The sequence below is a fragment of the Streptomyces sp. MAI_2237 genome, assembly GCF_054189285.1.
On the sequence record NZ_JAJPGQ010000003.1, the window covers coordinates 3,568,706 to 3,593,858 of the forward strand.

21 protein-coding genes and 2 pseudogenes are annotated in these 25,153 nt (G+C 72.1%); 15 read left to right on the forward strand and 8 right to left on the reverse strand.

What is annotated here, in order from left to right:
• The first annotated feature begins 94 nt into the window (after positions 1 to 94).
• Positions 95 to 556, forward strand: a pseudogene (locus LN251_RS26690) (Appr-1-p processing protein).
• Positions 553 to 1,455: an adenosine kinase gene (locus tag LN251_RS26695; RefSeq protein WP_458246626.1), complete on the forward strand. Its 903-nt coding sequence runs from the start codon at positions 553 to 555 to the stop codon at positions 1,453 to 1,455. Before LN251_RS26690 ends, LN251_RS26695 begins: the two are co-directional and overlap by 4 nt.
• A gap of 15 nt (positions 1,456 to 1,470) precedes the next feature.
• On the opposite strand, the gene LN251_RS26700 is transcribed toward LN251_RS26695, so the two are convergent.
• Positions 1,471 to 2,958 carry a M1 family metallopeptidase gene (locus LN251_RS26700; protein ID WP_458246627.1) on the reverse strand — a complete coding sequence of 496 codons (1,488 nt, stop codon included), beginning with the start codon at positions 2,956 to 2,958 and terminating at the stop codon, positions 1,471 to 1,473.
• A 200-nt stretch (positions 2,959 to 3,158) separates the two neighbouring features.
• On the opposite strand from LN251_RS26700, the gene LN251_RS26705 reads away from it, so the two are divergent.
• Positions 3,159 to 5,120, forward strand: coding sequence for a Xaa-Pro dipeptidyl-peptidase (locus tag LN251_RS26705; RefSeq protein ID WP_458246628.1), 1,962 nt, complete (start codon positions 3,159 to 3,161; stop codon positions 5,118 to 5,120).
• A 16-nt stretch (positions 5,121 to 5,136) separates the two neighbouring features.
• On the opposite strand, the gene LN251_RS26710 is transcribed toward LN251_RS26705, so the two are convergent.
• Complete coding sequence (locus tag LN251_RS26710) at positions 5,137 to 6,093, reverse strand: FAD-dependent oxidoreductase (protein WP_458246629.1); 957 nt, start codon at positions 6,091 to 6,093, stop codon at positions 5,137 to 5,139.
• Positions 6,094 to 6,159: 66 nt separating this feature from the next.
• On the opposite strand from LN251_RS26710, the gene LN251_RS26715 reads away from it, so the two are divergent.
• Positions 6,160 to 7,182, forward strand: coding sequence for an oxidoreductase (locus LN251_RS26715; RefSeq protein ID WP_458246630.1), 1,023 nt, complete (start codon positions 6,160 to 6,162; stop codon positions 7,180 to 7,182).
• 38 nt (positions 7,183 to 7,220) lie between these two features.
• A complete protein-coding gene (locus tag LN251_RS26720; RefSeq protein WP_458246631.1) occupies positions 7,221 to 8,861 on the forward strand; it encodes an ABC-F family ATP-binding cassette domain-containing protein in 1,641 nt (546 codons plus the stop codon).
• 41 nt (positions 8,862 to 8,902) lie between these two features.
• Here the strand turns inward: LN251_RS26720 and LN251_RS26725 are convergent.
• Both LN251_RS26725 and LN251_RS26730 read right to left on the reverse strand, forming a co-directional pair.
• A pseudogene (locus tag LN251_RS26725) lies at positions 8,903 to 11,309 on the reverse strand (Tex family protein).
• A 101-nt stretch (positions 11,310 to 11,410) separates the two neighbouring features.
• Complete coding sequence (locus LN251_RS26730) at positions 11,411 to 11,542, reverse strand: LPFR motif small protein (protein WP_260844787.1); 132 nt, start codon at positions 11,540 to 11,542, stop codon at positions 11,411 to 11,413.
• A 140-nt stretch (positions 11,543 to 11,682) separates the two neighbouring features.
• Between LN251_RS26730 and LN251_RS26735 the strand changes: the two genes are divergently transcribed.
• Complete coding sequence (locus tag LN251_RS26735) at positions 11,683 to 12,636, forward strand: GlxA family transcriptional regulator (protein ID WP_458246632.1); 954 nt, start codon at positions 11,683 to 11,685, stop codon at positions 12,634 to 12,636.
• Positions 12,637 to 12,659: 23 nt separating this feature from the next.
• Entirely contained in the window at positions 12,660 to 13,310 is a 651-nt protein-coding gene (locus tag LN251_RS26740) for a DJ-1/PfpI family protein (protein WP_458246633.1), read from the forward strand.
• Here the strand turns inward: LN251_RS26740 and LN251_RS26745 are convergent.
• Positions 13,282 to 14,037, reverse strand: a complete 756-nt coding sequence (locus tag LN251_RS26745) for an enoyl-CoA hydratase/isomerase family protein (protein ID WP_458246634.1) — start codon at positions 14,035 to 14,037, stop codon at positions 13,282 to 13,284. The genes LN251_RS26740 and LN251_RS26745 overlap by 29 nt on opposite strands.
• Before the next feature lie 178 nt (positions 14,038 to 14,215).
• On the opposite strand from LN251_RS26745, the gene LN251_RS26750 reads away from it, so the two are divergent.
• Positions 14,216 to 14,725: an ATP-binding protein gene (locus tag LN251_RS26750; protein ID WP_458246804.1), complete on the forward strand. Its 510-nt coding sequence runs from the start codon at positions 14,216 to 14,218 to the stop codon at positions 14,723 to 14,725.
• 3 nt (positions 14,726 to 14,728) lie between these two features.
• Here LN251_RS26750 and idi read toward each other — a convergent pair whose 3' ends face one another.
• The 3 genes from idi to galE all read right to left on the reverse strand — a co-directional run bounded on the left by idi (position 14,729) and on the right by galE (position 17,619).
• Positions 14,729 to 15,322 carry an isopentenyl-diphosphate Delta-isomerase gene (gene idi / locus LN251_RS26755; RefSeq protein WP_458246635.1) on the reverse strand — a complete coding sequence of 198 codons (594 nt, stop codon included), beginning with the start codon at positions 15,320 to 15,322 and terminating at the stop codon, positions 14,729 to 14,731.
• A 252-nt stretch (positions 15,323 to 15,574) separates the two neighbouring features.
• Positions 15,575 to 16,516, reverse strand: coding sequence for a cation diffusion facilitator family transporter (locus LN251_RS26760; RefSeq protein ID WP_458246636.1), 942 nt, complete (start codon positions 16,514 to 16,516; stop codon positions 15,575 to 15,577).
• 134 nt (positions 16,517 to 16,650) lie between these two features.
• On the reverse strand, positions 16,651 to 17,619 hold the full coding sequence (gene galE, locus LN251_RS26765; RefSeq protein ID WP_458246637.1) for a UDP-glucose 4-epimerase GalE: 969 nt from the start codon (positions 17,617 to 17,619) through the stop codon (positions 16,651 to 16,653).
• A 279-nt stretch (positions 17,620 to 17,898) separates the two neighbouring features.
• Here galE and LN251_RS26770 point away from each other — a divergent pair, with 279 nt between their 5' ends.
• From LN251_RS26770 to LN251_RS26800, 7 genes are all read left to right on the forward strand, one after another.
• Complete coding sequence (locus tag LN251_RS26770) at positions 17,899 to 19,686, forward strand: DUF5941 domain-containing protein (RefSeq protein ID WP_458246638.1); 1,788 nt, start codon at positions 17,899 to 17,901, stop codon at positions 19,684 to 19,686.
• Positions 19,683 to 20,435 carry a phosphocholine cytidylyltransferase family protein gene (locus LN251_RS26775; protein WP_458246639.1) on the forward strand — a complete coding sequence of 251 codons (753 nt, stop codon included), beginning with the start codon at positions 19,683 to 19,685 and terminating at the stop codon, positions 20,433 to 20,435. Before LN251_RS26770 ends, LN251_RS26775 begins: the two co-directional genes overlap by 4 nt.
• Positions 20,423 to 21,484 (forward strand): iron-containing alcohol dehydrogenase family protein, encoded by a 1,062-nt coding sequence (locus LN251_RS26780; protein WP_383667944.1) that lies wholly within the window; start codon positions 20,423 to 20,425, stop codon positions 21,482 to 21,484. Before LN251_RS26775 ends, LN251_RS26780 begins: the two co-directional genes overlap by 13 nt.
• Positions 21,462 to 22,241, forward strand: a complete 780-nt coding sequence (locus tag LN251_RS26785; RefSeq protein ID WP_362985972.1) for a CDP-alcohol phosphatidyltransferase family protein — start codon at positions 21,462 to 21,464, stop codon at positions 22,239 to 22,241. Before LN251_RS26780 ends, LN251_RS26785 begins: the two co-directional genes overlap by 23 nt.
• 5 nt (positions 22,242 to 22,246) lie before the next feature.
• Positions 22,247 to 23,119 (forward strand): glycosyltransferase family 2 protein, encoded by an 873-nt coding sequence (locus LN251_RS26790; protein ID WP_458246805.1) that lies wholly within the window; start codon positions 22,247 to 22,249, stop codon positions 23,117 to 23,119.
• Between the two features lie 98 nt (positions 23,120 to 23,217).
• The gene (locus LN251_RS26795; protein ID WP_458246640.1) at positions 23,218 to 24,147 is read left to right on the forward strand and encodes an ABC transporter permease; all 930 of its coding nucleotides are present in this window, start codon (positions 23,218 to 23,220) and stop codon (positions 24,145 to 24,147) included.
• A complete protein-coding gene (locus tag LN251_RS26800; RefSeq protein WP_249839828.1) occupies positions 24,140 to 24,919 on the forward strand; it encodes an ABC transporter ATP-binding protein in 780 nt (259 codons plus the stop codon). The genes LN251_RS26795 and LN251_RS26800 overlap by 8 nt, the downstream gene beginning before the upstream one ends.
• Positions 24,920 to 25,153: the final 234 nt, after the last annotated feature.

Genomic DNA, 25,153 nt, shown 5'->3' on the forward strand with positions numbered 1-25,153 from the left:
GCGCCGCGTTGGCCGGCGTCCCGACCGAGCGCGCCGGCCCGTACGTCCGCACCAGCCGAGCGCGACCCGCTCGGGCGAACCAGAGAGTGGATCGATCCGTGAGCAAGGACGCCGTGACCACGGCAACGGCCGCACCCCGCACCGACGCGGCCCCGTTGGATGGGGCAGGGGGTTCGTGGTGGCGCTGTCGCGTCGCTGGCCGGAACCCGAGGCGGCGTACCGCGCCTGGCACCGGAACCGCGCGGCGAACGACTTCGGGCTGGGTGCCGTCCAGTGCGTCCAGGTCGAGCCGTATGTCTGGGTGGCCAACATGATCGGCCAGCGCGGGATCAGAACCGGCAGCAAGGGGGTCCCCGTGCGCTACGAGGCGATCGACCTGGCCCTCGGCGGAGTGGCCGACAAGGCCCTGGAGCTGGGCGCCTCGGTCCACATGCCCCGGATAGGGTGCGGTCTGGCAGGTGGCACCTGGTCCCGTGTCTAGCCGCTGATCCTGCGGCGACTGGTGGAGCGGGGCGTCGCCGTCACCGTCTACGACCATGGGGAGGGCGGAACGTGAGTCGCGAGAACGACGTGCTCGTGCTGGGTGGAGCCGGGGTCGACACCATCGTGTACGTGCCGGAGCTGCCGTTGCCGTACGCGGACAGCTACCTGATCGAGCAGGGCATCCGCACCCGCGCCGGACAGACCGGCGACTTCGTCGCGCTCGGGCTGGCCGCCCTGGGCCTGCGCGTGCACCACCTGGACCTGCTCGGCGACGACCCCGAGGGCGACCTGGTCCGCGCCCTGCACGAGGACCACGGCATCCCGCTCACCGCGGTCCCGCACCCCGCCGGGACGAAGCGCGCCGTCAACCTCGTCGGCCCCGACGGCCGCCGGCTGTCCCTGTACGACTCCAGCCGCACCCGCGGCACGGACCGCCTCCCGGAGGGCGTGGTCAACGAGCTGGCCGCGGCGAGCCGCCACGCGCACGTGTCCATCACCCAGCCCTGCGCCGAGGCCCTGCCCGCGCTGCGCGAGAGCGGCGTGACCCTCTCCACCGACCTGCACGACTGGGACGGCGAGAACCCGTACCACCAGGCGTTCGCCGACGCCGCCGACATCGTCTTCGTCTCCGCCGCCGCCCTCACCGACCCGGAGCGGACGATGCGCGCAATCACCGAGCGCGGCCGCGCCGAGGTGGTCGTGGCGATGGCCGGGGCGAAGGGCGCGTTCCTGCTCGCCGACGACGAGCTGACCCACGTGCCGCCCGTGGCGCCGCCCTCGCCGGTGGTCGACTCCAACGGCGCGGGCGACGCCTTCGTCTCCGCCTTCCTGCACGGCTGGCTCAACCGTGAGACCCCCCGGCGCTGCGCGCTGTACGGCGCCGTCGCGGGCGCCCACGCCTGCACGGTCCCCTCGACCCGGGCGGAGCCGATCGGCCGGGAGGAACTGCTCGCCAGGGCGGCCGAGCTGTAGGGGGCGGGGTGCGGCTCAGCGCACGTCGTTCGTCGCGGCGATCCTCTTCCACGACTTCGGCTGCGCGACCGCACCCGCCTTCCCGGCGATCGCCGCCGTCCTCGCGGCGGGCGCCGCGGGCTTCACCGGCTGGAACAGCCAGGTGTCGAACAGCGCCGACAGCGACTTGCCGGAGACCCGCTCGGCGTAGGCCCGGAAGTCGGCGACCGAGGCGTTGCCGTACGCGTGCTCCTGCGGCCAGCCCTTCAGAATGGCGAAGAACGCATCGTCACCGACCTCGTTGCGCAGTGCCTGGATCGCCAGCGCCCCCCGGTCGTAGACGGCGATGTCGAACTGGTCGTCCGGCCCGGGGTCGCCCGGCTTCACCGTCCAGAACGCGTCGTCGGCCGGATGCGAGGCGTACACGTAGTCGGCGAGCTCCTGCGTCGTGCCCTCGCCCTCGTGCTCGGACCAGAGCCACTGCGCGTACCGCGCGAAGCCCTCGTTGATCCAGATGTCCTTCCAGCCCTTGAGCGACACGCTGTCGCCGTACCACTGGTGGGCCAGCTCGTGCACGACCACGGACGTGTTGGAGCCGTTCGCGAACTGCTTCGGGCTGTAGTACACGCGGGTCTGCGTCTCCAGCGCGTACCCGGTGGTCGTGTTGGGCACGTAGCCGCCGGCGGAGGCGAACGGGTACGGCCCGAAGTAGCCGCTGAGCCAGTCCACCAGTTCACCGGTGCGCTCCACGCTCGCCCGCGCGGCCCCGTCGTTGTCGCCGAGGTCCTTGCTGTAGGCGTTGACGACGGGTACGCCGCCCTCCGACGTGCCGGTGGTGATGTCGAACTTCCCGACGGCCAGCGTGGTCAGATAGGTCGCCTGCGGCTTGTTCTCCCGCCAGTTGTACCGCGTCCAGCCCAGCTTCGAACTCGTCGACTGCAGCGTGCCGTTGGAGATCGCCTGGGTGCCGTCGGGGACGGCCACCGACACGTCGTAGGTCGCCTTGTCGAGCGGGTGGTCGTTGCTCGGGTACCACCACCAGGCCGCCTCGGGCTCGTCGGCCGCGACCGCCCCGTCCGGGGTGCGGTGCCAGGTGTTGAAGCCGTACGCGCTCTTCGTGGACGGCACCCCGCTGTAGCGGACGAACACGGTGACGGGCGTGCCCTTGGCCAGCGGCGTCTTCGGCGTGATCACCAGTTCGTGCTGGCCGGAGGTGGTGAAGGCGGCCGTCGAGCCGTTGACCCGCACCTCGCTCACGTCCAGCAGGAAGTCCAGGTCGAAGCTCGACAGGTCCTGTGTGGTCTTCGCCAGGATGGTCGCCGTGCCCTCCAACTCGTCGGTCGCGGGCTGGTACTTCAGACGCAGGTCGTAGTGGGAGACGTCGTAGCCGCCGTTGCCGTAGTCCGGGTAGTAGGGGTCGCCGATACCCGGGGCGCCGGGGGAGAGGCTCGCCGCCGATGCCGGGATCGCCAGCAGCAGGGAGGCCGCGGCGAGTGCGCCCGGCGCCAGGATTCTGGGGTGCACGAAGACTCCAAGTCGTAGGGGGACGAAGTCCGTTCGGAGCCTATTCAGTCCCTGTGGCTCCGGCTGTGTCCACCGCCTCCCCTGTCACACGATCGCCATTCGGCCTTCATGAACCGACCGGACCGTAGGGCCCCGCACGCCACGCCCGCATCCGACGCGCCTTCTTTTGCACGGCAGTTGACCGATGTAGCGTCCCGCGCATGCCGACACGCACGCGCTTCACGACCTGGAGACCGCTCGCGACGGTGATCGTCGCCGTCCTCATGGCCGCCTTCCTCACCCCGGCGGTGGCCCACGGCGCCCCTCGCGAGAGCAGGCCCGTCTACTCGTACACGAACGCCGTCCGCGAGGCCGTCTGGGTGGACACCGGACTCGACGGCGACGGCGACGGGAAGACCGACCGGGTCGCCGCCGACATCGTCCGCCCCCGCGAACCCGCCCGGCAGCACCGCAAGATCCCCGTCATCATGGACGCCAGCCCCTACTACTCCTGCTGCGGCCGCGGCAACGAGAGCCAGAAGAAGACGTACGACGCGAACGGCCACGTCGTCCAGATGCCGCTGTTCTACGACAACTACTTCGTCCCGCGCGGCTACGCCTTCGTCGGCGTCGACCTCGCCGGCACCAACCGCTCGGACGGCTGCGTGGACGTCGGCGGCCGCTCCGACATCCAGTCCGCCAAAGCCGTGATCGACTGGCTCAACGGGCGTGGCAAGGCGTACACCACCCGCACCGGGAACGTGCGCGCCAAGGCGGACTGGACCAACGGCAGAACCGGCATGATCGGCAAGAGCTGGGACGCCACCATCGCCAACGGCGTCGCCGCCACCGGCGTCAAGGGCCTGCGGACGATCGTCCCGATCAGCGGCATCTCCTCCTGGTACGACTACTACTTCCAGCAGGGCGCGGACCTCTACGACTCCGGCCCGGACTGGCTGAGCGACTACGTCGACAGCCCCGACGCCCGCGCCAGGTGCGCCGCCGTGCAGCAGAAGATCGTCGACGGCGCCCCGCGCACCGGCGACTGGACCCCCTTCTGGACCGAGCGCGACTACGTCAAGGACGCCGCCGAGGCGCGGGCCAGCGTCTTCCTGGTCCACGGCATGCAGGACCTCAACGTCCGCACCAAGCACCTCGGCCAGTGGTGGGACGCCCTCGCCCGGCACGGGGTGGAGCGCAAGATCTGGCTCTCCCAGACCGGTCACGTCGACCCCTTCGACTACCGGCGCGGCGCCTGGGTCGACACCCTGCACCGCTGGTTCGACCACGAACTCCTCGGCTACGACAACGGCATCGACCGCGAGCCCATGGCCGACATCGAACGCCACCCCGACCAGTGGGTCACCTCCAAGGTCTGGCCGCCCCGGGGCACGGCCGCCACCACCCTGCGCCCGGCCGTCGGGACCCAGGCCGGCGTCGGCACCCTCGGCCTCACCCCCGGCTCCGGCACCGAGACCTTCACCGACGACCCGAGCCACAGCGAGACCGACTGGGCCGCGCGGATCGACACGCCGACGTCCGACAAGGCCGGCTTCGTCACCCGTCCCCTCGGCCACGACCTGCGTCTGTCCGGCTCCTCCAAGGTGACGGTGACCGCGACCCCGACCACCGCGACGGCCCACCTCTCCGCCGTCCTCGTCGACCTCGGCCCCGACACCATCCGTGACTACGCCGACGCCGCCGAGGGCATCACCACCCTCACCGACCGCAGCTGCTGGGGCGCGAGCACCCCGGGCGACAGCGCCTGCTTCAAGAACACCGCGGCGAAGACGGCCGACGTCGACCGCACCGTGTTCAGCCGCGGCTGGGCCGACCTCGGCACCTACGCCTCACCCGGCAAGGGCGTCCCGCTCACCCCGGGCAAGGCGTACACCATCACCGTCGACCTCGCGGCCACCGACCACGTCGTCCCGGCCGGCCACCGTCTCGCCCTGATCGTCGCGGGCACCGACAAGGACCTCATCGACCCGCCCGCCGACAAGCCGACGCTCACCCTGGACCTCTCCCGCACCTCGGTCCGCGTCCCGCTCCTCGGCGGCGCCCCGGCCTTCGCCCGGGCGACCTCCGGCACGGCGCCCTCGACGGCGCCGGTCACCCGCCCGACCGGCGTGGGCGACCCGAGAGGGGCCCTGCGCGTCCCCGGAGACGCCCGAGTCGGCTGATCCGGCGACCGGCGGCTCAGGCGGCCGGGCCCACCAGCCCGGCCGCCTCCTCCGCACAGCCCCACGCGACCGTCACGCCGCCTCCGCCGTGCCCGTAGTTGTGCACCAGCACCCGCCCGTCCGGCAGCGGTTCGCGCTCCAGCCGCACCGCCTCCCGGGCCGGCCGCAGGCCCACCCGGTGCCCCAGCACCCGAGCGCCCGCGATCTCCGGCCGCAGCGCCGCACACCGCCGTACGATCGCCTCGGCCACCGCCGGATCCGGCTCGGTGGACCACACGTCCTCCTCGTCGGTCCCGCCCAGCACCAGCCGCCCCGGCTGCGGGAAGAAGTACGCCATCTCGCCGCCGGCGCCGGTGGAGACGAGCCAGGTGCGGATCCCCGGGTTCTCCACCAGGACCAACTGACCGCGCACGGGACGTACGGCGGCATCCGGCACCAGCTCCCGCGCGCCCAGCCCGGTGCAGTTGACCACGACGGGCGCGTCCGCCTCCGCGAGGCCGCCCACCGCGCGCTCCTCGACCACGCCGCCCGCCCGCACCAACCGCTCCCGCAGGTACGGCAGATGGGCCGCCATGTCGACCAGCGGCAGCCGCGCCCACAGCCCCCAGCCCGCGTACTCCTCGGCCGTCGACGCCCTGAGGTCCGGCAGCCGGGCGGCAGCCCACGCCACGTCCTCGTCCAAGGCGGTCTCGCCCATTACGCCTTCGACCATCCGTACGCCGGTCACCTCGGGCCGCGACGCGAGCGCCTCGTACACGTCCAGCGACCGCAGCGCCCACGCGCGCGCCGCCGCCGCGGGCCGGATGCGGTACGGCCACCACAGGGCGCCCGCGACCACCGAGGTGGTCCGCTCCACCGGATCCCGCGTCCACACCCGCACCCGGAGCCCCCGCTCGGCGAGGACGACGGCGGTCGAGAGCCCGATGACCCCACCGCCGACCACCACGACATCGTTGTTCGCTGCACTCTCCACGCCCGGACCGTAGCGGAATGTCCCATGCCGTGCGCAGACCGCCCCCACTGCGGGAATACTCACACCATGCCTGCCGAGTACGCGACCTTCGGCCTGGCACCGGCGATGCGCGCCGGTGAACTCCTCGCCAACGGCGACCACCAGGTGCACCGGGACTTCGTGGACTTCCTCGTCGACGGACGCCCGCTGCTGTTCCAGCTCTCCGACCTCGACGCCGTCTCCCCGCTCGCCTCCGACATCCCGCCCGCGATCTTCACCGAGCACGTCCGCGGCCTGCTCCTGGAGACGGACGCCCCGCTGCCCGACGGCCGGCACGTCATCTACGGCTGCCCCGAGTGCGCCGACCTCGCGTGCGGCGCGGTCACCGCCGTCATCGACCGGGACGGCGGGGACTTCGTCTGGCGGGACTTCGCCTGGCAGACCGACGAACGCGCCGACCTGGAGCTCAACGGCTACCACGGCATAGGGCCGTTCCGGTTCCGCGGCACCGAGTACCGCGCCGCGCTGGCCGCCCTCCTCGACGGCGAGACCCCGTCCGCGCGGCGCCGCGTCCTGCTCATCGGCGCCCGCGTCGCCCTGCTCGCCAAGCTCGCCGCCGCCCTGCGCACCATCGGCATCGGCGCCGACATCGCCCACGACGCGCACGGCGTGCCCGCCGACGAACTGCGCGCCTACGGCGCCGTCGCCTTCGGCCGCGCGGTCACCGCGGAGGAACGCGCCGCCGTACGCCGGTCCTTCGACCGGGCCGGCATCGAGGTCGCGTATGTCGAGGGGCTCGCCCCGATCGTGCCCCTCCTGGTCGCCCAGATCGAACACGCCCTGGACCGCAGTCCCGCCGAGCAGCGCCGCCTCACCCGGCTGGTGGCGGCCGACGGCGAGGCGGGCGTCGAGGTCACCTCGCCGTGCCGGGTGCGGCTGACCGCGTACCGCCTCGACCGCCTGTACCGCACCCACACCCACGAGGTCTTCGACGGCCTCCTCGAACCGGGCCTCCACCGCATCGCCCTGGACACCAAGGCACGCAAGGGCGAGTCCTACGTCGTGGCCCGCACGGCCGGAAGCGTGCTGGTGGAGCCGATGGCACGCTGACCGCCGCGCGGGGTACGGCCGCTAGGATCGACGACCTGATGACTGCCACCCTCGTCGCCAAGAACCTCGCCGCCGGACACGGCGACCGCGCCCTCTTCTCCGGCCTGGACCTCGTCGTCGCGCCCGGCGACGTGATCGGACTGGTCGGCGCCAACGGCGCGGGCAAGTCCACCCTGCTGAAGATGCTCGCCGGGCTCCTCGCCCCGGAGGAGGGCGAGCTCAGGCTCTCCCCGCCGTCGGCGACTGTCGGCCACCTCCCGCAGGAACCGGAGCGCCGCCCCGGCGAGACCGTCCGTGAATTCCTCGCCCGCCGCACCGGCGTCGCCGAGGCCCAGCGGGCCATGGACGAGGCCACCCAGGCGCTGGTCGACGGCGCCCCCGGCGCCGACGACGCCTACGCGACGAGCCTGGAGCGCTGGCTCGACCTCGGCGGCGCGGACCTGGACGAGCGGGCCGAGGAGATCACCGACTCCCTGGGCCTCGCCGTCGACCTCGACCAGCCGATGACATCCCTGTCCGGCGGCCAGGCGGCCCGGGCGGGCCTCGCCTCCCTGCTGCTGTCCCGCTACGACGTCTTCCTCCTCGACGAGCCGACCAACGACCTCGACCTGGACGGCCTGGAGCGCCTCGAACGCTTCGTCGGCGGCCTGCGCGCCGGCACCGTCGTCGTCAGCCACGACCGCGAGTTCCTCACCCGCACCGTCACCAAGGTCCTCGAACTCGACCTGGCCCAGCAGCAGATCACCCTCTACGGCGGCGGCTACGCGGCCTACCTGGAGGAACGCGAGGTCGCCCGCCGGCACGCCCGTGAGGACTACGAGGAGTACGCCGACAAGCGCGCCGGCCTCCAGGACCGGGCCCAGATGCAGCGCTCCTGGATGGACAAGGGCGTCAAGAACGCCCGCCGCAAGGCGGCGAACGACAACGACAAGATCGGCCGCAAGTTCCGCAGCGAGGCCAGCGAGAAACAGGCCGCCAAGGCCCGGCAGACCCAGCGCATGATCGAACGCCTGGAGGTCGTCGAGGAACCCCGCAAGGAGTGGGAACTGCGCATGGAGATCGCGTCGGCCCCCCGCTCGGGCGCCGTCGTGGCCACCCTGCGCGACGCCGAGGTACGGCGCGGCGGCTTCACCCTCGGCCCGGTCTCGCTGCAGATCGACTGGGCGGACCGGGTCGCGGTGACCGGCGCCAACGGCGCGGGCAAGTCGACCCTGCTCGCCGCCCTGCTCGGCCGTGTCCCCCTGGACGCGGGCGCGGCCGCCCTCGGCTCCGGCGTCCTGGTCGGCGAGGTCGACCAGGCCCGCAAGCTGTTCCACGGGACCGAGGCCCTGCTGGACGCGTTCTGCGCCGCCGTCCCCGACACCGAGCCGGTGGAAGTGCGCACCCTGCTGGCCAAGTTCGGCCTGAAGTCGGACCACGTGCTGCGCCCGGCGGCGACCCTGTCACCCGGCGAACGCACCCGCGCCGCCCTGGCACTGCTCCAGGGCCGCGGCGTCAACCTGCTGGTCCTGGACGAGCCGACCAACCACCTCGACCTGCCGGCCATCGAGCAACTGGAGTCCGCCCTCGACGCCTACGAGGGCACCCTCCTCCTCGTCACCCACGACCGCCGCATGCTGGACGCGGTGCACGTCACCCGCCGGCTGGAGGTCGCCGACGGCAAGGTGACCGAACGCTGACCCACCCGGGGCCGGAGCCGTCCGGCCCCGGCCCGCAGTGGTCAGCGCTTCTTCTGGTCCAGCAGCCCGGCCCGCCGCAGGGCGTCCGCCATCGCGCCGTCGGCCGGGGGAGCGGCCTGGCGTCCGTCCCCGCCCTGACGACCGCCGCCGCCCTGACGACCGCCGCCGCCCTGGCGCTGCTGCTGTTGCCGCTGCTGAGGCGGGCGCCCGCCGCGCTGCCGGCGCTCGCCCCCGCCGCCCTGCTGCCCCTGCGGGGCCGCCTCGTCGTCGAGCCGCAGCGTCAGCGAGATCCGCTTGCGCGGGATGTCGACGTCCAGCACCTTCACCTTGACGATGTCGCCGGGCTTCACCACGTCCCGCGGGTCCTTGACGAAGGTCTTCGACATCGCCGAGACGTGCACCAGGCCGTCCTGGTGCACACCGACGTCCACGAACGCCCCGAAGGCGGCCACGTTGGTGACCACGCCCTCCAGGACCATCCCGGAGGCGAGGTCGGAGATCTTCTCCACGCCCTCCTTGAAGGTGGCCGTCTTGAACGCGGGCCGGGGGTCGCGCCCGGGCTTCTCCAGCTCCTTGAGGATGTCGGTGACGGTCGGCAGCCCGAACGTCTCGTCCACGAAGTCGTCCGGCCGCAGCGAGCGCAGCACGCCCGTGTTGCCGATGAGGGACGCGACCTCCTGACCGGACGTCTTCACCATGCGCCGTACGACCGGGTAGGCCTCCGGGTGCACGCTGGAGGCGTCCAGCGGGTCCTTGCCGCCGCGGATGCGCAGGAAGCCCGCGCACTGCTCGTACGCCTTGGGACCGAGCCGGGCGACCTTCTTCAGCTCGGTACGGGACGTGAACGGACCGTTGGAGTCGCGGTGCGCCACGATGTTCTCGGCGAGACCGGAGGTGATGCCGGAGACCCGCGCGAGCAGCGGCGCCGAGGCCGTGTTGACGTCGACACCCACGCCGTTCACGCAGTCCTCCACCACCGCGTCCAGCGAACGCGACAGCTTCACCTCGGACAGGTCGTGCTGGTACTGGCCGACACCGATCGACTTGGGGTCGATCTTCACCAGCTCGGCGAGCGGGTCCTGCAGCCGGCGCGCGATCGACACCGCGCCGCGCAGCGACACGTCCATGTCGGGCAGCTCCTGCGAGGCGAACGCGGACGCCGAGTACACCGAGGCGCCGGCCTCGGAGACCATCACCTTGGTGAGCTTCAACTCCGGGTGTTTGGTGATGAGTTCACCGGCGAGCTTGTCGGTCTCGCGGGACGCCGTGCCGTTGCCGATCGCGATCAGCTCGACCGCGTGCTCCTTGGCCAGCCGGGCCAGCTTGGCGATCGCCTCGTCCCACCTGTTGGCCGGCACGTGCGGGTGGATGACGTCCGTCGCCACCACCTTGCCGGTCGCGTCGACCACGGCGACCTTGACGCCTGTGCGGAACCCGGGGTCCAGGCCCAGCGTGGCACGCGTGCCGGCCGGGGCTGCCAGCAGCAGGTCGCGCAGGTTGGCAGCGAAGACCTGGACGGCGTCGTCCTCGGCGGCCGTCCGCAGCCGCAGCCGGAGATCGATGCCGAGGTGGACGAGGATGCGGGTGCGCCAGGCCCAGCGGACCGTGTCCGTCAGCCACTTGTCGCCGGGCCGGCCCCGCTCGGCGATCCCGAACCTGGACGCGACGATCGCCTCGTACGACGAAGGCCCGTCGGTCGGCTCCTCCGGCTCCAGGACGAGGTCGAGGACCTCCTCCTTCTCGCCGCGCAGCATCGCCAGGACGCGGTGCGAGGGCAGCTCGGTGAACGCCTCGGTGAAGTCGAAGTAGTCGGCGAACTTGGCGCCCGCCTCCTCCTTGCCCTCGCGCACCTTGGCGGCGAGCCGCCCGCGCACCCACATGCGCTCGCGCAGCTCACCGATGAGGTCGGCGTCCTCCGCGAACCGCTCGGTGAGGATCGCCCGGGCGCCGTCGAGGGCGGGCCTGCGGGTCGGCGACCCCCTTGTCGGCGTCGACGAACGCGGCGGCCGCGGCGAGGGGCTCGACCGTCGGGTCGCCCAACAGCCCCTCGGCCAGCGGCTCCAGGCCCGCCTCACGCGCGATCTGCGCCTTGGTGCGGCGCTTCGGCTTGAACGGCAGGTAGATGTCCTCCAGGCGGGCCTTGGTCTCCGCGCCCCGGATCCGCGCTTCCAGCTCCTCGGTGAGCTTGCCCTGCTCGCGCACCGAGTCGAGGATCGCGGTCCGCCGCTCCTCCAGCTCCCGCAGGTAGCGCAGCCGCTCCTCGAGCGTGCGCAGCTGCGCGTCGTCGAGCATCTCGGTCGCTTCCTTGCGGTAGCGGGCGATGAAGGGCACCGTCGAACCGCCGTCGAGCAGCTCCACGGCAGCCCTGACCTGCCGCTCCCGTACGCCGAGCTCCTCGGCGATCCTGCCTTCGATGGACCCTGCTGCCAGAGACCCGGGTGTGGTCACGATCCCGTACCGCCTTCTCACTGAGGTTGCGCGGCAATTGTGGCAGGTGACACCGACACTCGGGGATCAGGGCGGCTTCGGCGGGCCGGGACGTGGGGGGGTCAGGCCCGGTGACCGCGTGCGGAGCCGGAGGCTCCGCCGAAGAGCCGGGCCAGGGCCCGGAAGGGCAGTGTCACGACGGTGGCGATCGCGCCACCGATCTGGCGCAGGACGTCGGCTATCGCACGGAACACGGAACTTCCCCTTTCCTCTCCCGGCCGCGGTGACCGGGAACCTCCGGGTACCCCGACGTGCGCGTCTTCCACCTCGGAAGGGCAGGAAAGGTGGGGTGCCCGTCATTGCGGCCATCGCGCGGGCTCCCGACGATGGAGACATGCGAACCGTGCTGGCCGTCCTCTTCGACGGCGTGCAGAGCCTCGACGTCTCGGGCCCGGTGGAGGTCTTCAACGGCGCCGAGCGGCACCGCCCGGGCACCTACCGGATCCGCACCGTGACCGCGGACGGCGGGCCCGTACGCACCTCCAGCGGCCTGACTTTCGTCCCCGACCACTCCTTCGCCGACGCGCCGGCCGCGCACACCCTGCTGGTGCCGGGCGGCGAGGGCACCCGGCGGCCCGATCCGGGCCTGGTGGACTGGCTGCGCGAGCACGGCCCGCGGGCCGAGCGGCTGGTCTCCGTGTGCAGCGGGGCGCTGCTGCTCGCCGAGGCGGGCCTGCTGGACGGCCGCCGGGTCACCAGCCACTGGTCGGTGTGCGCCCGGCTCGCCCGGGACCATCCGGCCGTGGAGGTCGACCCGGACCCCATCTTCATCCGCGACGGCAACCTCGCCACCTCGGCCGGCGTCACCTCCGGCATCGACCTCGCGCTCGCGCTCGTCGAGGAGGACACCGGCCGGGACGTCGCCCTCTCCGTCGCCCGCCACCTGGTCGTCTTTCTGCGCCGGCCGGGAAACCAGGCCCAGTTCAGTGCCCAGCTCACCGCGCAGACCGCACGGCGCGAGCCGCTGCGCGAGGTCCAGCAGTGGATCACCGAGCACCCGGGGGCCGACCTGTCGGTCGAGGCGCTGGCCGCCCGCGCCCGCCTCTCGCCCCGCCACTTCGCCCGGGCTTTCCAGGCCGAGACCGGCACGACGCCCGGCCGCTACGTCGACCGCGTCCGCCTGGAACACGCCCGGCGCCTGCTGGAGGACACCGCCGACGGCGTCGAGGAGATCTCCCGCGCCTGCGGCTACGGCACCCCGGAGGCGATGCGCCGCGCCTTCGTGCGCACCCTCGGCACCGCACCCGCCGAGTACCGGCGCAGATTCCGCCCCACGCCCGTCCACTGAACCGACCGAACCCAGGGGGAACCATGCAGATCGCGATCGTCCTCTTCGACGGCTTCACCGCCCTCGACGCCGTGGGGCCGTACGAGACCCTCGGCCGGCTGCCGGACTCCGAGACCGTGTTCGTCGCCGAACGCACCGGCCCGGTCCGCACCGACAACGCCCTCCTGGCGCTCACCGCCGACCGCACCCTGGCCGAGGTGCCGCGCCCCGACGTCGTGGTCGTGCCCGGCGGCCCCGGCCAGACCGGGCAGATGGACAACGAGGCACTGCTCGACTGGATCCGCGCCGCCGACGCCACGAGTGCCTGGACGACGTCGGTGTGCACCGGCTCCCTGCTGCTCGCCGCGGCGGGCCTGCTCCAGGGCCGCCGGGCCACCTCGCACTGGCTGGCCCTGGAGGAGCTGAAGCGGTTCGGCGCCGAGCCGACGGGGGAGCGGGTCGTGACCGACGGCAAGTACGTCACCGCCGCCGGGGTGTCCTCCGGCATCGACATGGGGCTCGCCCTGGTGGGCCGCATCGCCGGCGACTTCGTGGCCCGGGCCGTGCAGCTGGGCATCGAGTACGACCCGCAACCGCCCTATGACGCCGGGGCCCCGCAGAAGGCGCCCGCGGACGTCGTGGAGCTGCTGCGCTCGCGCAGCCGGTTCATCCTCGGCCGGGAAGAGCCCAGCTGAACCGCGGCGGGCGGCGCTCCAGGAAGGCGGTGACGCCCTCGGCGGTGTCCTCGCCGGCGCGCATCTGCTCCGTCCAGTGGGCGTCCCGGTCGGTGCGGCCGTCGGCGAACTCCTTGGCGGCGGCCTGGGTGAGCTGGGAGCGCGCGGCCAGGATCCGGGTGAACGCGGCGACGCGCTTGCCGAGTTCGCCCTCGGGCAGCACCTCGTCCACCAGCCCGGTGCGCAGTGCCCGCCCGGCGTCGATCAACTCGCCGGAGAACAGCAGGTACTTGGCGGCGGCCGGCCCCACCAGCGACACCAGGCGGCGGGTGGAGGAGGCCGGGTAGACGATGCCGAGCTTCGCCGGCGTCACCCCGAACAGCGCGCCCTCCTCGGCGAAGCGCAGATCGCAGGCCGCCGCGAGCTGTGACCCGCCGCCCACGCAGTGCCCCCGGATCGCGGCCAGCGTCGGCTTGGGAAAGGCGGCCAGCGCCTCCTCGGCCCGCACGGCGAGCCCCTGCGCCTCCTCCGTTGATCCGCGCAGCGTGGAGATGTCGGCGCCGGCGCAGAAGGTTGCGCCCTCCCCGGTCAGCACGAGCGCGCGGACGCCCGGATCGGCGGCGAGGCCGTCGAGCAGCGGCGGCAGGGCCGCCCACATCGCGGCCGTCATGGCGTTGCGCTTGGCCGGATGGTGGATGACGACGGTGGCGACCGCGTCGGTCACGCCGTGCAGCAGCTGGGGCTCCATGGGCCGGATGCTAGCCGCCATGTCCGACCGGGACGATCGCGGGTGAACCCGTATCGCACAAAAAGGGGTCGCAAGTGCTCGATACTCGCTGACTTCTGTTCAGTCCTCCGGGCGGCGGCGGGTGGTTCCCAACACTCGACGTGTGGTGACAATCGAGCGCAAGGGTGGCGACCGGACGATGGACAACCACGGGCGCGGGTCAGGCTCGCGCCCAGCGGACGAGGGGCAGGAGCCCCTCGATCCCGGGCCGCCGGATCCACTGCCGTACGAAGGCGTCTGGCGGTTCACCGCCCCCGCCGTCGACGCCTCGGTCCCGCAGGCGCGGCACGCCGTACGGGACCTGCTGCGTCGCCAGGGCGTGCCCGTCTCCGAGGACATGGTTCAGGGCCTGCTGCTGATCGTCTCGGAGCTGGCCACCAACGCGGTCAAGCACGCGGCGCTGCTGTCGCCGATGCTCGCCGTGGAGGTCGCCGTCGGCGCCGAGTGGGTGCGGGTGTCCGTGGAGGACAACCACCCCTACCGCCCCACCGCCCTGGAGGCCGACCACGGGGGCGAGGGCGGCCGGGGGCTGCTGCTCGTCGCCGAGGTCACCCGGGAGGCGGGCGGGGTGTGCGACGTGGCGCACACGGCGAGCGGCGGCAAGGTGATCTGGGCTGCCCTGCCGCTCACACCGGTGCGGGTGCCGTGACGGTCACCAGCCGGCCGACGGGCCCGTCAGCTCCCGGACCGCCGGACGGGCGGCGTCCAGCACGGTCATGAACCAGGACGAGAAGGTGTCCTTCTCGTGCCGCTCGGCGAGCTCCGCCGGGGTCACGAAGGCGGTCGCGCCGACCTCCTCCGGGTCCGGCCGCAGGGGCGACTGCACCATGCCGACGAAGAGGTGGTTGTACTCCTGCTCCACCAGGCCCGAGTCCGGGTCCGGGTGGTTGTAGCGGACCGTGCCCGCCTCCGCGAGCAGCGACGGCGAAACCCCCAGCTCCTCGAAGGTGCGCCGGGCCGCCGCCGCGAAGGGCGCCTCACCGGGGTAGGGGTGGCCGCAGCAGGTGTTGGACCACACACCGGGGGAGTGGTACTTGCCCAGGGCCCGCTGCTGCAGCAGCAGCCGGCCGTGCTCGTCGAAGAGGAAGACGGAGAAGGCACGGTGCAGCCGGCCCGGCGGCTGGTGGGCGGCGAGCTTCTCCGCGGTGCCGATCGTGACGCCGTCCTCGTCGACCAGTTCCAGCAGAATCGCGTCTGAGGTGCCGTTCGACGGACTGTGCGTCGCGGTGGCAGGTGTGATCGGCATACCCATCCTTCGCATCGGTCTTCGCGCCCCAAGTGTGCCGCACGAAACCGGCACTCCCGGCACTTCACGGCGCGACCGCATGTCCCGCGCGCGGCGTGCGCCACGGCCGCACACCGGTCGGACGCCGGAAAGGGCCCGGTGGTTGATCGTGCCCTGCGCGGTCGGCGGGGAACCGTCCGGGCGGGCTGTGGACTCAAGGACGCGGGCGCGCGCCGGACCGCTGCGTTCCGCCGGCGGGGCGTCCCACCTGCCTCAATGGCACAGCTTCGCCTCGTGCTCGGCGTGCCCGCTCGGCTCCAGCTGGAAGGTGCAGTGCTCCACGTCGAAGTGGTCGCCGAGGCACTCCTGCAACTCGTGCAGCATCTTCTCGTGGCCGATCGCGCTGAGCACGTCCGAGCGCACGACCACGTGCGCCGACAGCACGGGCATGCCCGAGGTGATCGTCCAGGCGTGCAGGTCGTGGACGTCCTCGACCCCGTCCAGGGCGAGGATGTGCGACCGCACCTCGGTCATGTCGACGTCCTTGGGCGCCGACTCCAGCAGCACGTCCAGGGTCTCGCGCAGCAGCTTGAGGGTGCGCGGCACGATCATCAGGCCGATGACGAGGGACGCGATGGGGTCGGCGGCCTGCCAGCCCGTGGCGAGGATCACCAGCGCGGCGACGATCACCGCGAGCGAGCCCAGCGCGTCCGCCGCGACCTCCAGGAAGGCGCCGCGCACGTTCAGGCTCTCCGCCTGGCCGCGGACCAGCAGCGTGAGCGAGATCATGTTCGCGACCAGGCCGATCGTGCCGAACAGGACGGTCAGGCCGCCCGCGGTGTCGGCCGGGGTGACGAACCGCTGGATCGCCTCGTACAGGACGTAGCCCCCGACACCGAGCAGCAGCAGGCAGTTGGCCAGCGCGGCGAGGATCTCGGCGCGGGCGTAGCCGAAGGTGCGGTTGCCGGTGGCCGGGCGGTTGGCGAAGTGGATGGCGAGCAGTGCCATGCCGAGGCCCAGGGCGTCGGTCGCCATGTGCGCGGCGTCCGCGATCAGCGCGAGGGAATCCGCCAGCACCCCGCCGACGATCTCCAGCACCATCACGAAGAGCGTGATCGACAGCGTCACCCGCAGCCGTCCGCGGTAGGCCGCCGCCGCGGTGCCGGTGGGCGGCGCGTGCGTGTGCCCGTGCCCGTGATCGTGCCCAGCCCCCATGTCGGCCGCCCTCCTGATGTTCGCCCGGGATCACAGTGAACTACGGGGCGGGGGTATCCGGCAACGCGGCACTGAACACCGTTGTCATGTGCCCTGACCTGCGGAAACAAAGCGCAGGTCAGGGCGGCCAAAGATCACTTGGAGTGGTGGTGCCGCCAGCCCTGCCAGGCCGACTCGACCATCTCCCGCACCCCGCGCCGGGCCGTCCAGCCGAGCTCCTCGGCGGCCCGCGCGGCGGAGGCGACGGCGCGCGGCGCGTCGCCCGGCCGGCGCCCCTCGACGACCGGCGCACGGCGGTCGCCGGTCACCTCGCCGATGACCGTGATCAGTTCGCGTACGGAGACGCCCTCGCCCCGGCCGATGTTGACCGTCAGATCGCCGCCCGCGCGGGCGTCCAGAGCCCGCGCCGCCGCGAGATGGGCCTCGGCCAGGTCGGCGACATGGATGTAGTCGCGCACGCAGGTGCCGTCCGGCGTCGGGTAGTCGTCGCCGAAGATCCGCGGGGCCTCGCCCCGGGTGAGCCGGTCGAACACCATCGGGACGATGTTGAACACGCCCGTGTCGGCCAGTTCGGGCGCGCCCGCGCCCGCCACGTTGAAGTAGCGCAGGCACACCGTCGTCATGCCGTGCGCCCGGCCGGCCGCCCTCACCAGCCACTCGTCGGCGAGCTTGGTCTCGCCGTAGGGGTTCACCGGCAGGCACGGCGTGGCCTCCGTGATCAGGTCCACGTCCGGGTTGCCGTACACGGCGGCCGACGAGGAGAACACGAACCTGCCGATCCCGGCCCCGGCCACCGCCTCCAGCAGGGTCGCGAGACCGCCGACGTTCTCCCGGTAGTAACGGGTGGGCTGTGCCACCGACTCGGGGACCTGCTTGCGCGCGGCGAGATGGACGACGCCCGTCACGTCGTACTCGGCGAACACCCGCTTCAGCAAGTGCCCGTCGTACGCCGAACCCTCGACGAGCGGCACGGCGGCCGGCAGCCGCTCGGCGAACCCGGCCGAGAGGTCGTCCAGCGCGACGACCCCGTACCCGGAGTCGGCCATGAGCCGCGCCACATGGGCCCCGATGTATCCCGCTCCGCCTGTGATCAGCCATGTCATGGTCGTCCACCCTATGCCGGTGCCGGCCGGCCGTCCCCAATGTCACATGATGTCTGATCTGCCCCGCGCGGTTTGTGGGCGGGCCCGCGCATCACCCATGATGATCGCGGCAAAGGCCGGTGGAGACGGTGTTGATCGGCCCGTGAACGGGCGGTGAACGGCGCTCTCCGGGCATCCGATAGCCTCTGCCGACATGCCGCCCGCCTGGTGCAGCCAAGGGGCGCCCCCACCGTGCACATGACCGGCGCCCGCGCGTCGGCACCCAGGGAGTGAGTTCGGTTGTCGACCGCCATCCTCACCGGTCAGCCGGTCCCCGGATCGTCGATCGAGGGCGATCTGCGGTCCCTCGGCTTCGACGTACGGACAGCCTCCGACGCCGCCGACGCCGAGACCCTGCTCGCCCGGATACCCGGCGGCCAGCGGGTCGCGGTCGTCGACCCCCGCTTCGTCGGCCACCTGCACGCGCTGCGCCTCGGCCTCACCGACCCGCGCTTCGACCTCGCCGCGATCCCGGGCGCGGTCACCGCGCAGCCGGCCGGCCGTCAGGCGCTGACCCGCGCGATGGCCCGCGAGAACTCCGCGGGCGGCGGAACCGCACTCGCTGTCGACAGCCTCGCCGACCGCGTCGTCGCCGCACTGGACGCGGACGGCGTGAGCGTGCACCACCCCGAACTCGGCAGCCTGGTCGCCGCCGTCCCCGCCGACCCGCAGGCCCGCAACGAGGCACGGCAGGCCGTCGCGGACGTCGACGACGAGGCCGTACGCCTGAAGTCCGCCGTGAAGGCCCGCGACGGCTTCTTCACCACGTTCTTCATCAGCCCCTACTCCCGCTACATCGCCCGCTGGTGCGCCCGCCGCGGACTGACCCCCAACCAGGTCACCACGGCCTCCCTGCTCACCGCGCTGATCGCGGCGGCCTGCGCGGCCACCGGTACCCGCGCCGGCTTCGTCGCCGCCGGCGTCCTGCTGATCGCGTCCTTCGTACTGGACTGCGCCGACGGCCAGTTGGCCCGCTACTCGCTGCAGTACTCCACGCTGGGCGCCTGGTTGGACGCCACCTTCGACCGGGCCAAGGAGTACGCGTACTACGCGGGGCTGGCGTTGGGCGCGGCCCGCGGCGGGGACGACGTATGGGCGCTGGCCCTGGGCGCGATGGTCCTGCAGACCTGCCGGCACGTCGTCGACTTCTCCTTCAACGAGGCCAACCACGACGCGACCGCCAACACCAGCCCCACCGCGGCCCTTTCGGACAAGCTGGACAGCGTCGGCTGGACGGTGTGGGTACGGCGGATGATCGTGCTGCCCATCGGTGAGCGCTGGGCGATGATCGCGGTCCTCACGGCGGTCACCACGCCCCGGATCACCTTCTACGTCTTGCTCGTCGGCTGCGCGTTCGCGGCGACGTACACGACGGCGGGCCGCGTCCTGCGCTCGCTGACCCGCAAGGCCCGGCGCACCGACCGGGCCGCCGGGGCGCTGGCGGACCTGGCGGACAACGGACCGCTCGCCTCCCTCGTGGCGCGTGCCACACCGGTCCGGCTGGGAAACCCGCTCCTGATCGCGGCGTTCGGCACGGCGGTCCTCGCCGGCTGTCTCTTCTCCGGGGCGGCCTGGGCGCCCGTCGCCGGCGCCGTCGTGTACGCCGTCACCGCCGGTCAGGCCCTGTGCCGCCCCCTCAAGGGCGCCCTCGACTGGCTGGTCCCCCCGCTGTTCCGCGCCGCGGAGTACGGCACCGTCCTGGTCCTGGCGGCCCACGCGGACGTGAACGGGGCCCTGTCGGCGGCTTTCGGCCTGGTGGCGGCCGTCGCCTACCATCACTACGACACGGTGTACCGCATCCGCGGCGGCGCCGGAGCGCCCCCGGCCTGGCTGACGCGGGCCATCGGGGGGCACGAAGGACGGACGCTGCTCGTCACCGTCCTGGCCGCGGTGCTCACCGCTTCGCAGTTCAAGGTCGCGCTCACGGTCCTCGCCGTGGCCGTGGCCCTGGTGGTGCTCGTCGAGAGCATCCGCTTCTGGGTGTCCTCCGGGGCCCCCGCCGTACACGATGAAGGAGAACCCGCATGATCGGCCTCGTGCTGGCGGCCGGCGCCGGACGGCGTCTGCGCCCCTACACCGACAGCCTTCCCAAGGCGCTGGTGCCGGTGGGGCCCGCGGGCATAGAGGGCGAACCCACGGTCCTGGACCTGACCCTCGGCAACTTCGCCGAGATCGGTCTGACCGAGGTCGCGGTCATCGTCGGCTACCGCAAGGAGGCGGTGTACGAGCGCAAGGCGGCGCTGGAGGCGAAGTACGGCCTCAAGCTCACCCTCATCGACAACGACAAGGCCGAGGAGTGGAACAACGCCTACTCCCTGTGGTGCGGCCGTGACGCCCTCAAGGACGGTGTGATCCTCGCCAACGGCGACACCGTCCACCCGGTCTCCGTCGAGAAGACGCTGCTCGCCGCACGCGGCGAGGGCCGTCGCATCATCCTCGCCCTGGACACGGTCAAGCACCTCGCCGACGAGGAGATGAAGGTCGTCGTCGACCCCGCGAAGGGCATGACGAAGATCACCAAGCTGATGGACCCCGCCGAGGCGACCGGCGAGTACATCGGCGTGACGCTCATCGAGGGCGACGCCGCCCCCGAGCTGGCCAACGCCCTCAAGGCGGTCTGGGAGACCGACCCGCAGCAGTTCTACGAGCACGGGTACCAGGAGCTCGTGAACCGCGGCTTCCGGATCGACGCGGCGCCGATCGGCGACGTCGAGTGGGTCGAGATCGACAACCACGACGATCTCGCCCGCGGACGGGAGATCGCGTGCCAGTACTGACCCGGCTCATCCCCTCGCCGCTCGTCGTGGACATCCGCCCGGGTGCCCTCGACGATCTGGCGTGCGTGCTGGCCGACGAGCGCATCTCCACCTCCGGGCGGCTCGCCGTCGCCGTCAGCAACGGCTCCGGGGCCCGGCTGCGCGAGCGGATCGCCCCCTCGCTGCCCGGCGCGACCTGGTACGAGGTCGGCGGAGGCACCCTCGACGACGCGGTGCGGCTGGCCGGCGACATAAAGGCCGGCCGCTACGACGCGGTCGTGGGCCTCGGCGGCGGCAAGATCATCGACTGCGCGAAGTTCGCCGCGGCGCGGGTCGGCCTCCCCCTGGTCGCCGTACCGACCAACCTCGCGCACGACGGCCTGTGTTCGCCGGTCGCCACCCTCGACAACGACGCGGGCCGCGGCTCCTACGGCGTGCCCAACCCGATCGCGGCCGTCATCGACCTCGACGTCATCCGCGAGGCGCCCGCCCGCTTCGTGCGCGCGGGCATCGGCGACGCGGTCTCCAACATCAACGCGATCGCCGACTGGGAACTGGCGAACCGCGTCAAGGGCGAGAAGATCGACGGTCTCGCCGCGGCGATGGCCCGCCAGGCCGGCGAGGCGGTGCTCCGCCACCCCGGCGGCATCGGGGACAACGGCTTCCTCCAGGTGCTCGCGGAGGCGCTGGTCCTCACCGGCATCGCGATGTCGATCTCCGGTGACTCCCGGCCCGCCTCGGGCTCCTGCCACGAGATCAACCACGCCTTCGACCTGCTCTACCCCAAGCGCGCGGCGAGCCACGGCGAGCAGTGCGGCCTCGGCGCCGCCTTCGCGATGTACCTGCGCGGCGCGCACGAGGAGTCGGCGTACATGGCCGAGGTCCTGCGCCGGCACGGACTGCCGGTGCTGCCGGAGGAGATCGGCTTCACGGTGGACGAGTTCGTCCGGGCCGTGGAGTTCGCTCCGGAGACCCGGCCCGGCCGCTTCACCATCCTGGAACACCTCGACCTGAAAACCGACCAGATCAAGGACACGTACGCCGACTATGTCAAGGCCATCGGTAGCTGAACTCCGTCCGGTCGTCCACCCCGCGGGGGTGAAGGACCGGCGCAGCGGTGAGCACTGGATGGGACGCCTCTACATGCGTGAGGTGTCCCTGCGGGTCGACCGCTACCTGGTGAACACCAGGGTCACGCCCAACCAGCTCACGTACCTGATGACCGTCTTCGGCGTGCTCGCGGCCCCGGCACTGCTCGTGCCGGGGATCACGGGCGCCGTGCTCGGCGTCGTCTGCGTCCAGATGTACCTGCTCCTCGACTGCGTCGACGGCGAGATCGCGCGCTGGAAGAAGCAGTACTCCCTCAACGGCGTCTACCTGGACCGAGTCGGCGCCTACCTCACCGACGCCGCCGTGCTCGTCGGCCTCGGCCTGCGCGCCGCCGACCTGTGGGGCAGCGGCCGTATCGACTGGCTGTGGGCCTTCCTCGGCACCCTGGCCGCGCTCGGCGCCATCCTGATCAAGGCCGAGACGGACCTGGTCGGCGTCGCCCGGCACCAGGCGGGCAAGCCCCCGGTGCAGGAGTCGGCCGCCGAGATGCGCTCCTCCGGCATGGCCCTGGCACGCCGGGCCGCCGCGATGCTGAAGTTCCACCGGCTCATCCTCGGCATCGAGGCGTCCCTGCTGATCCTGGTCCTGGCGGTCGCCGACCAGATGCACGGCGACCTGTTCTACACCCGGCTCGGCGTGGCCGTCCTGGCCGGCATCGCCATGTTGCAGACGCTGCTGCACCTCGTGTCCATCCTCGCCTCCAGCAGGCTGAAGTGAGCGGCATGAAGGTCGGTGCGGTGATCATCACCATGGGCAACCGCCCCGACGAGCTGCGGGCCCTGCTCGACTCGGTCGCCAAGCAGGACGGCGACCACGTCGAGGTGGTCGTCGTCGGCAACGGCTCGCCCGTCCCGGACGTCCCCGAGGGCGTCCGCACGATCGAGCTGCCCGAGAACCTCGGCATCCCCGGCGGCCGCAACGTCGGCATAGAGGCATTCGGCCCCAGCGGCCGCGATGTCGACATATTGATGTTCCTCGACGACGACGGCCTGCTGGCGCAGCACGACACCGCCGAGCTGTGCCGCCGGGCCTTCGAGGCCGACCCCCAGCTCGGCATCATCAGCTTCCGCATCGCCGACCCCGACACCGGGGTCACCCAGCGCCGCCACGTCCCGCGCCTGAACGCCAAGGACCCGATGCGCTCCTCCCGGGTCACCACCTTCCTCGGCGGCGCCAACGCCGTCCGCACCCAGGTCTTCGCCGAAGTCGGCGGCCTGCCGGACGAATTCTTCTACGCCCACGAGGAAACCGACCTCGCATGGCGGGCCCTCGACGCGGGCTGGATGATCGACTACCGGTCCGACATGGTGCTGTTCCACCCCACGACCGCGCCCTCGCGGCACGCGGTCTACCACCGCATGGTCGCCCGCAACCGCGTCTGGCTGGCCCGCCGCAACCTCCCCGCGCTCCTGGTCCCGGTCTACCTCGGGGTCTGGCTGCTGCTCACCCTCGTCCGCCGCCCCTCGCGGCCCGCCCTGAAGGCGTGGTTCGGCGGGTTCCGGGAAGGCTGGACCACCGCATGCGGGCCGCGCAGGCCCATGAAGTGGCGTACCGTGTGGCGGCTGACCCGACTGGGCCGGCCCCCTGTGATCTGACAAGCTCGTTCCTGTGACTCCTCGGCCCGACCAAGGGCCCCAGGTTCCATGCCATGCCCGCACAGGCTGCGCATCACGAAGACGAAGGTTTCCAACCAGTGAGTGAGACAACGCACGACGGCACGGTCGCGCTGAGCGCGTTCCCGCCGCCCGACGAGGGCCTCACGGCGGCACAGCTCGCCGACAAGTACGGGCTGACCGTGAGCGGCGCCCGCCCCTCCCTCGTCGAGTACGTCCGCCAGCTCTGGGACCGGCGTCACTTCATCCTCGCCTTCTCGCAGGCGAAGCTGACCGCTCAGTACAGCCAGGCCAAGCTCGGCCAGCTGTGGCAGGTGGCCACACCGCTGCTTAACGCGGCCGTGTACTACTTCATCTTCGGCGTCATCCTGCACGCCAGCCGGGGCCTGCCGCGCGAGGTCTACATCCCGTTCCTGGTGACCGGCGTGTTCGTGTTCACCTTCACGCAGAGCTCGATCATGACGGGCGTGCGCGCGATCTCCGGCAACCTCGGCCTGGTGCGCGCCCTGCACTTCCCGCGCGCCTCGCTGCCCATCTCCTTCGCGCTGCAGCAGCTCCAGCAGCTGCTGTTCTCGATGATCGTGCTGTTCGTCATCGTGATCGCCTTCGGCAGCTACCCCGGGCTGTCCTGGCTGCTGATCCTGCCGATCCTGGTGCTGCAGTTCCTCTTCAACACCGGGCTCGCGCTGATCGTGGCCCGCATGGGCTCCAAGACGCCCGACCTCGCCCAGCTGATGCCGTTCATCCTGCGTACCTGGATGTACATGTCCGGCGTCATGTTCTCGATCAACCACATGCTGGCCGGCCGCTCAGAGGCCTTCATCCGCGTGATGCAGCTGAACCCGGCGGCCATCTACATGGACCTGATGCGCTTCGCCCTCATCGACGGCTACGGCGCCTCCAACCTGCCCCCGCACGTGTGGGCCGTCGCCCTGTTCTGGTCCGTCGTCGTCTTCGCCGGCGGCTTCGTGTACTTCTGGAAGGCAGAGGAGCGGTACGGCCGTGGCTGAGCACAACACCGAGGACGCCGTCCCGACCGTCATCGCGGACGAGCTGCACATCGTCTACCGCGTCCACGGCGCGAAGACCGGCAAGGGCAGCGCCACCGCCGCGCTCAGCCGCATCGTCAAGCGGGGCGAGGAGCGCGGGGTGCGCAAGGTGCACGCCGTCAAGGGCGTGTCCTTCGTCGCCTACCGCGGTGAGGCCATCGGCCTGATCGGCTCCAACGGCTCCGGCAAGTCGACCCTGCTGCGCGCCATCGCCGGCCTGCTGCCCGCCGAGAGCGGCAAGGTGTACACCAACGGCCAGCCCTCCCTGCTGGGCGTGAACGCGGCCCTGATGAACGACCTGACCGGCGAGCGCAACGTCATCCTGGGCGGCCTCGCCATGGGGATGAGCCGCGAGGAGATCAGGGAGCGCTACCAGTCGATCGTCGACTTCTCCGGCATCAACGAGAAGGGCGACTTCATCACGCTGCCGATGCGCACCTACTCCTCCGGCATGGCGGCCCGGCTGCGCTTCTCCATCGCCGCGGCCAAGGATCACGACGTCCTCATGATCGACGAGGCGCTGGCCACCGGTGACCGCAAGTTCCAGAAGCGCTCCGAGGAACGCATCCGTGAGCTGCGCAAGGAGGCGGGCACGGTGTTTCTGGTCAGTCACAACAACAAGTCGATCCGTGACACCTGCGACCGCGTGCTCTGGCTGGAGCGCGGTGAGCTGCGCATGGACGGGCCGACCGAAGAGGTCCTCAAGGAGTACGAGAAGTTCACGGGCAAGTAGTCCACCCGCGCCTGGACGCGAGCGCCAGGACGGATCGCCGGGCCCCGCCGCAACCTCCGCGGCGGGGCCCCGCGTCTGCAAAGGAAACGTCAACTCGGCGACCGCTTAGGAATCTTGACGCCAATCGGTGTGTTGTTGTGATGTGCAGGACACCCCAGGGATCCTCGCTGCGTTGTACAACGTAAGCTGTACCGGTCCCGAAACGCAGCAAGTGGGGCGATAATGCGCGACACC

Excerpts from the sequence above, each read along its gene's own strand:
- LN251_RS26705 (WP_458246628.1), top strand. The coding sequence starts at position 3,159 with ATGCCGACACGCACGCGCTTCACGACCTGGAGACCGCTCGCGACGGTG.
- LN251_RS26715 (WP_458246630.1), top strand. The coding sequence starts at position 6,160 with ATGCCTGCCGAGTACGCGACCTTCGGCCTGGCACCGGCGATGCGCGCC.
- LN251_RS26720 (WP_458246631.1), top strand. The coding sequence starts at position 7,221 with ATGACTGCCACCCTCGTCGCCAAGAACCTCGCCGCCGGACACGGCGAC.
- LN251_RS26735 (WP_458246632.1), top strand. The coding sequence starts at position 11,683 with ATGCGAACCGTGCTGGCCGTCCTCTTCGACGGCGTGCAGAGCCTCGAC.
- LN251_RS26740 (WP_458246633.1), top strand. The coding sequence starts at position 12,660 with ATGCAGATCGCGATCGTCCTCTTCGACGGCTTCACCGCCCTCGACGCC.
- LN251_RS26745 (WP_458246634.1), bottom strand. The coding sequence starts at position 14,037 with ATGGAGCCCCAGCTGCTGCACGGCGTGACCGACGCGGTCGCCACCGTC.
- LN251_RS26750 (WP_458246804.1), top strand. The coding sequence starts at position 14,216 with ATGGACAACCACGGGCGCGGGTCAGGCTCGCGCCCAGCGGACGAGGGG.
- idi (WP_458246635.1), bottom strand. The coding sequence starts at position 15,322 with ATGCCGATCACACCTGCCACCGCGACGCACAGTCCGTCGAACGGCACC.
- LN251_RS26760 (WP_458246636.1), bottom strand. The coding sequence starts at position 16,516 with ATGGGGGCTGGGCACGATCACGGGCACGGGCACACGCACGCGCCGCCC.
- galE (WP_458246637.1), bottom strand. The coding sequence starts at position 17,619 with ATGACATGGCTGATCACAGGCGGAGCGGGATACATCGGGGCCCATGTG.
- LN251_RS26775 (WP_458246639.1), top strand. The coding sequence starts at position 19,683 with ATGATCGGCCTCGTGCTGGCGGCCGGCGCCGGACGGCGTCTGCGCCCC.
- LN251_RS26785 (WP_362985972.1), top strand. The coding sequence starts at position 21,462 with ATGTCAAGGCCATCGGTAGCTGAACTCCGTCCGGTCGTCCACCCCGCG.
- LN251_RS26790 (WP_458246805.1), top strand. The coding sequence starts at position 22,247 with ATGAAGGTCGGTGCGGTGATCATCACCATGGGCAACCGCCCCGACGAG.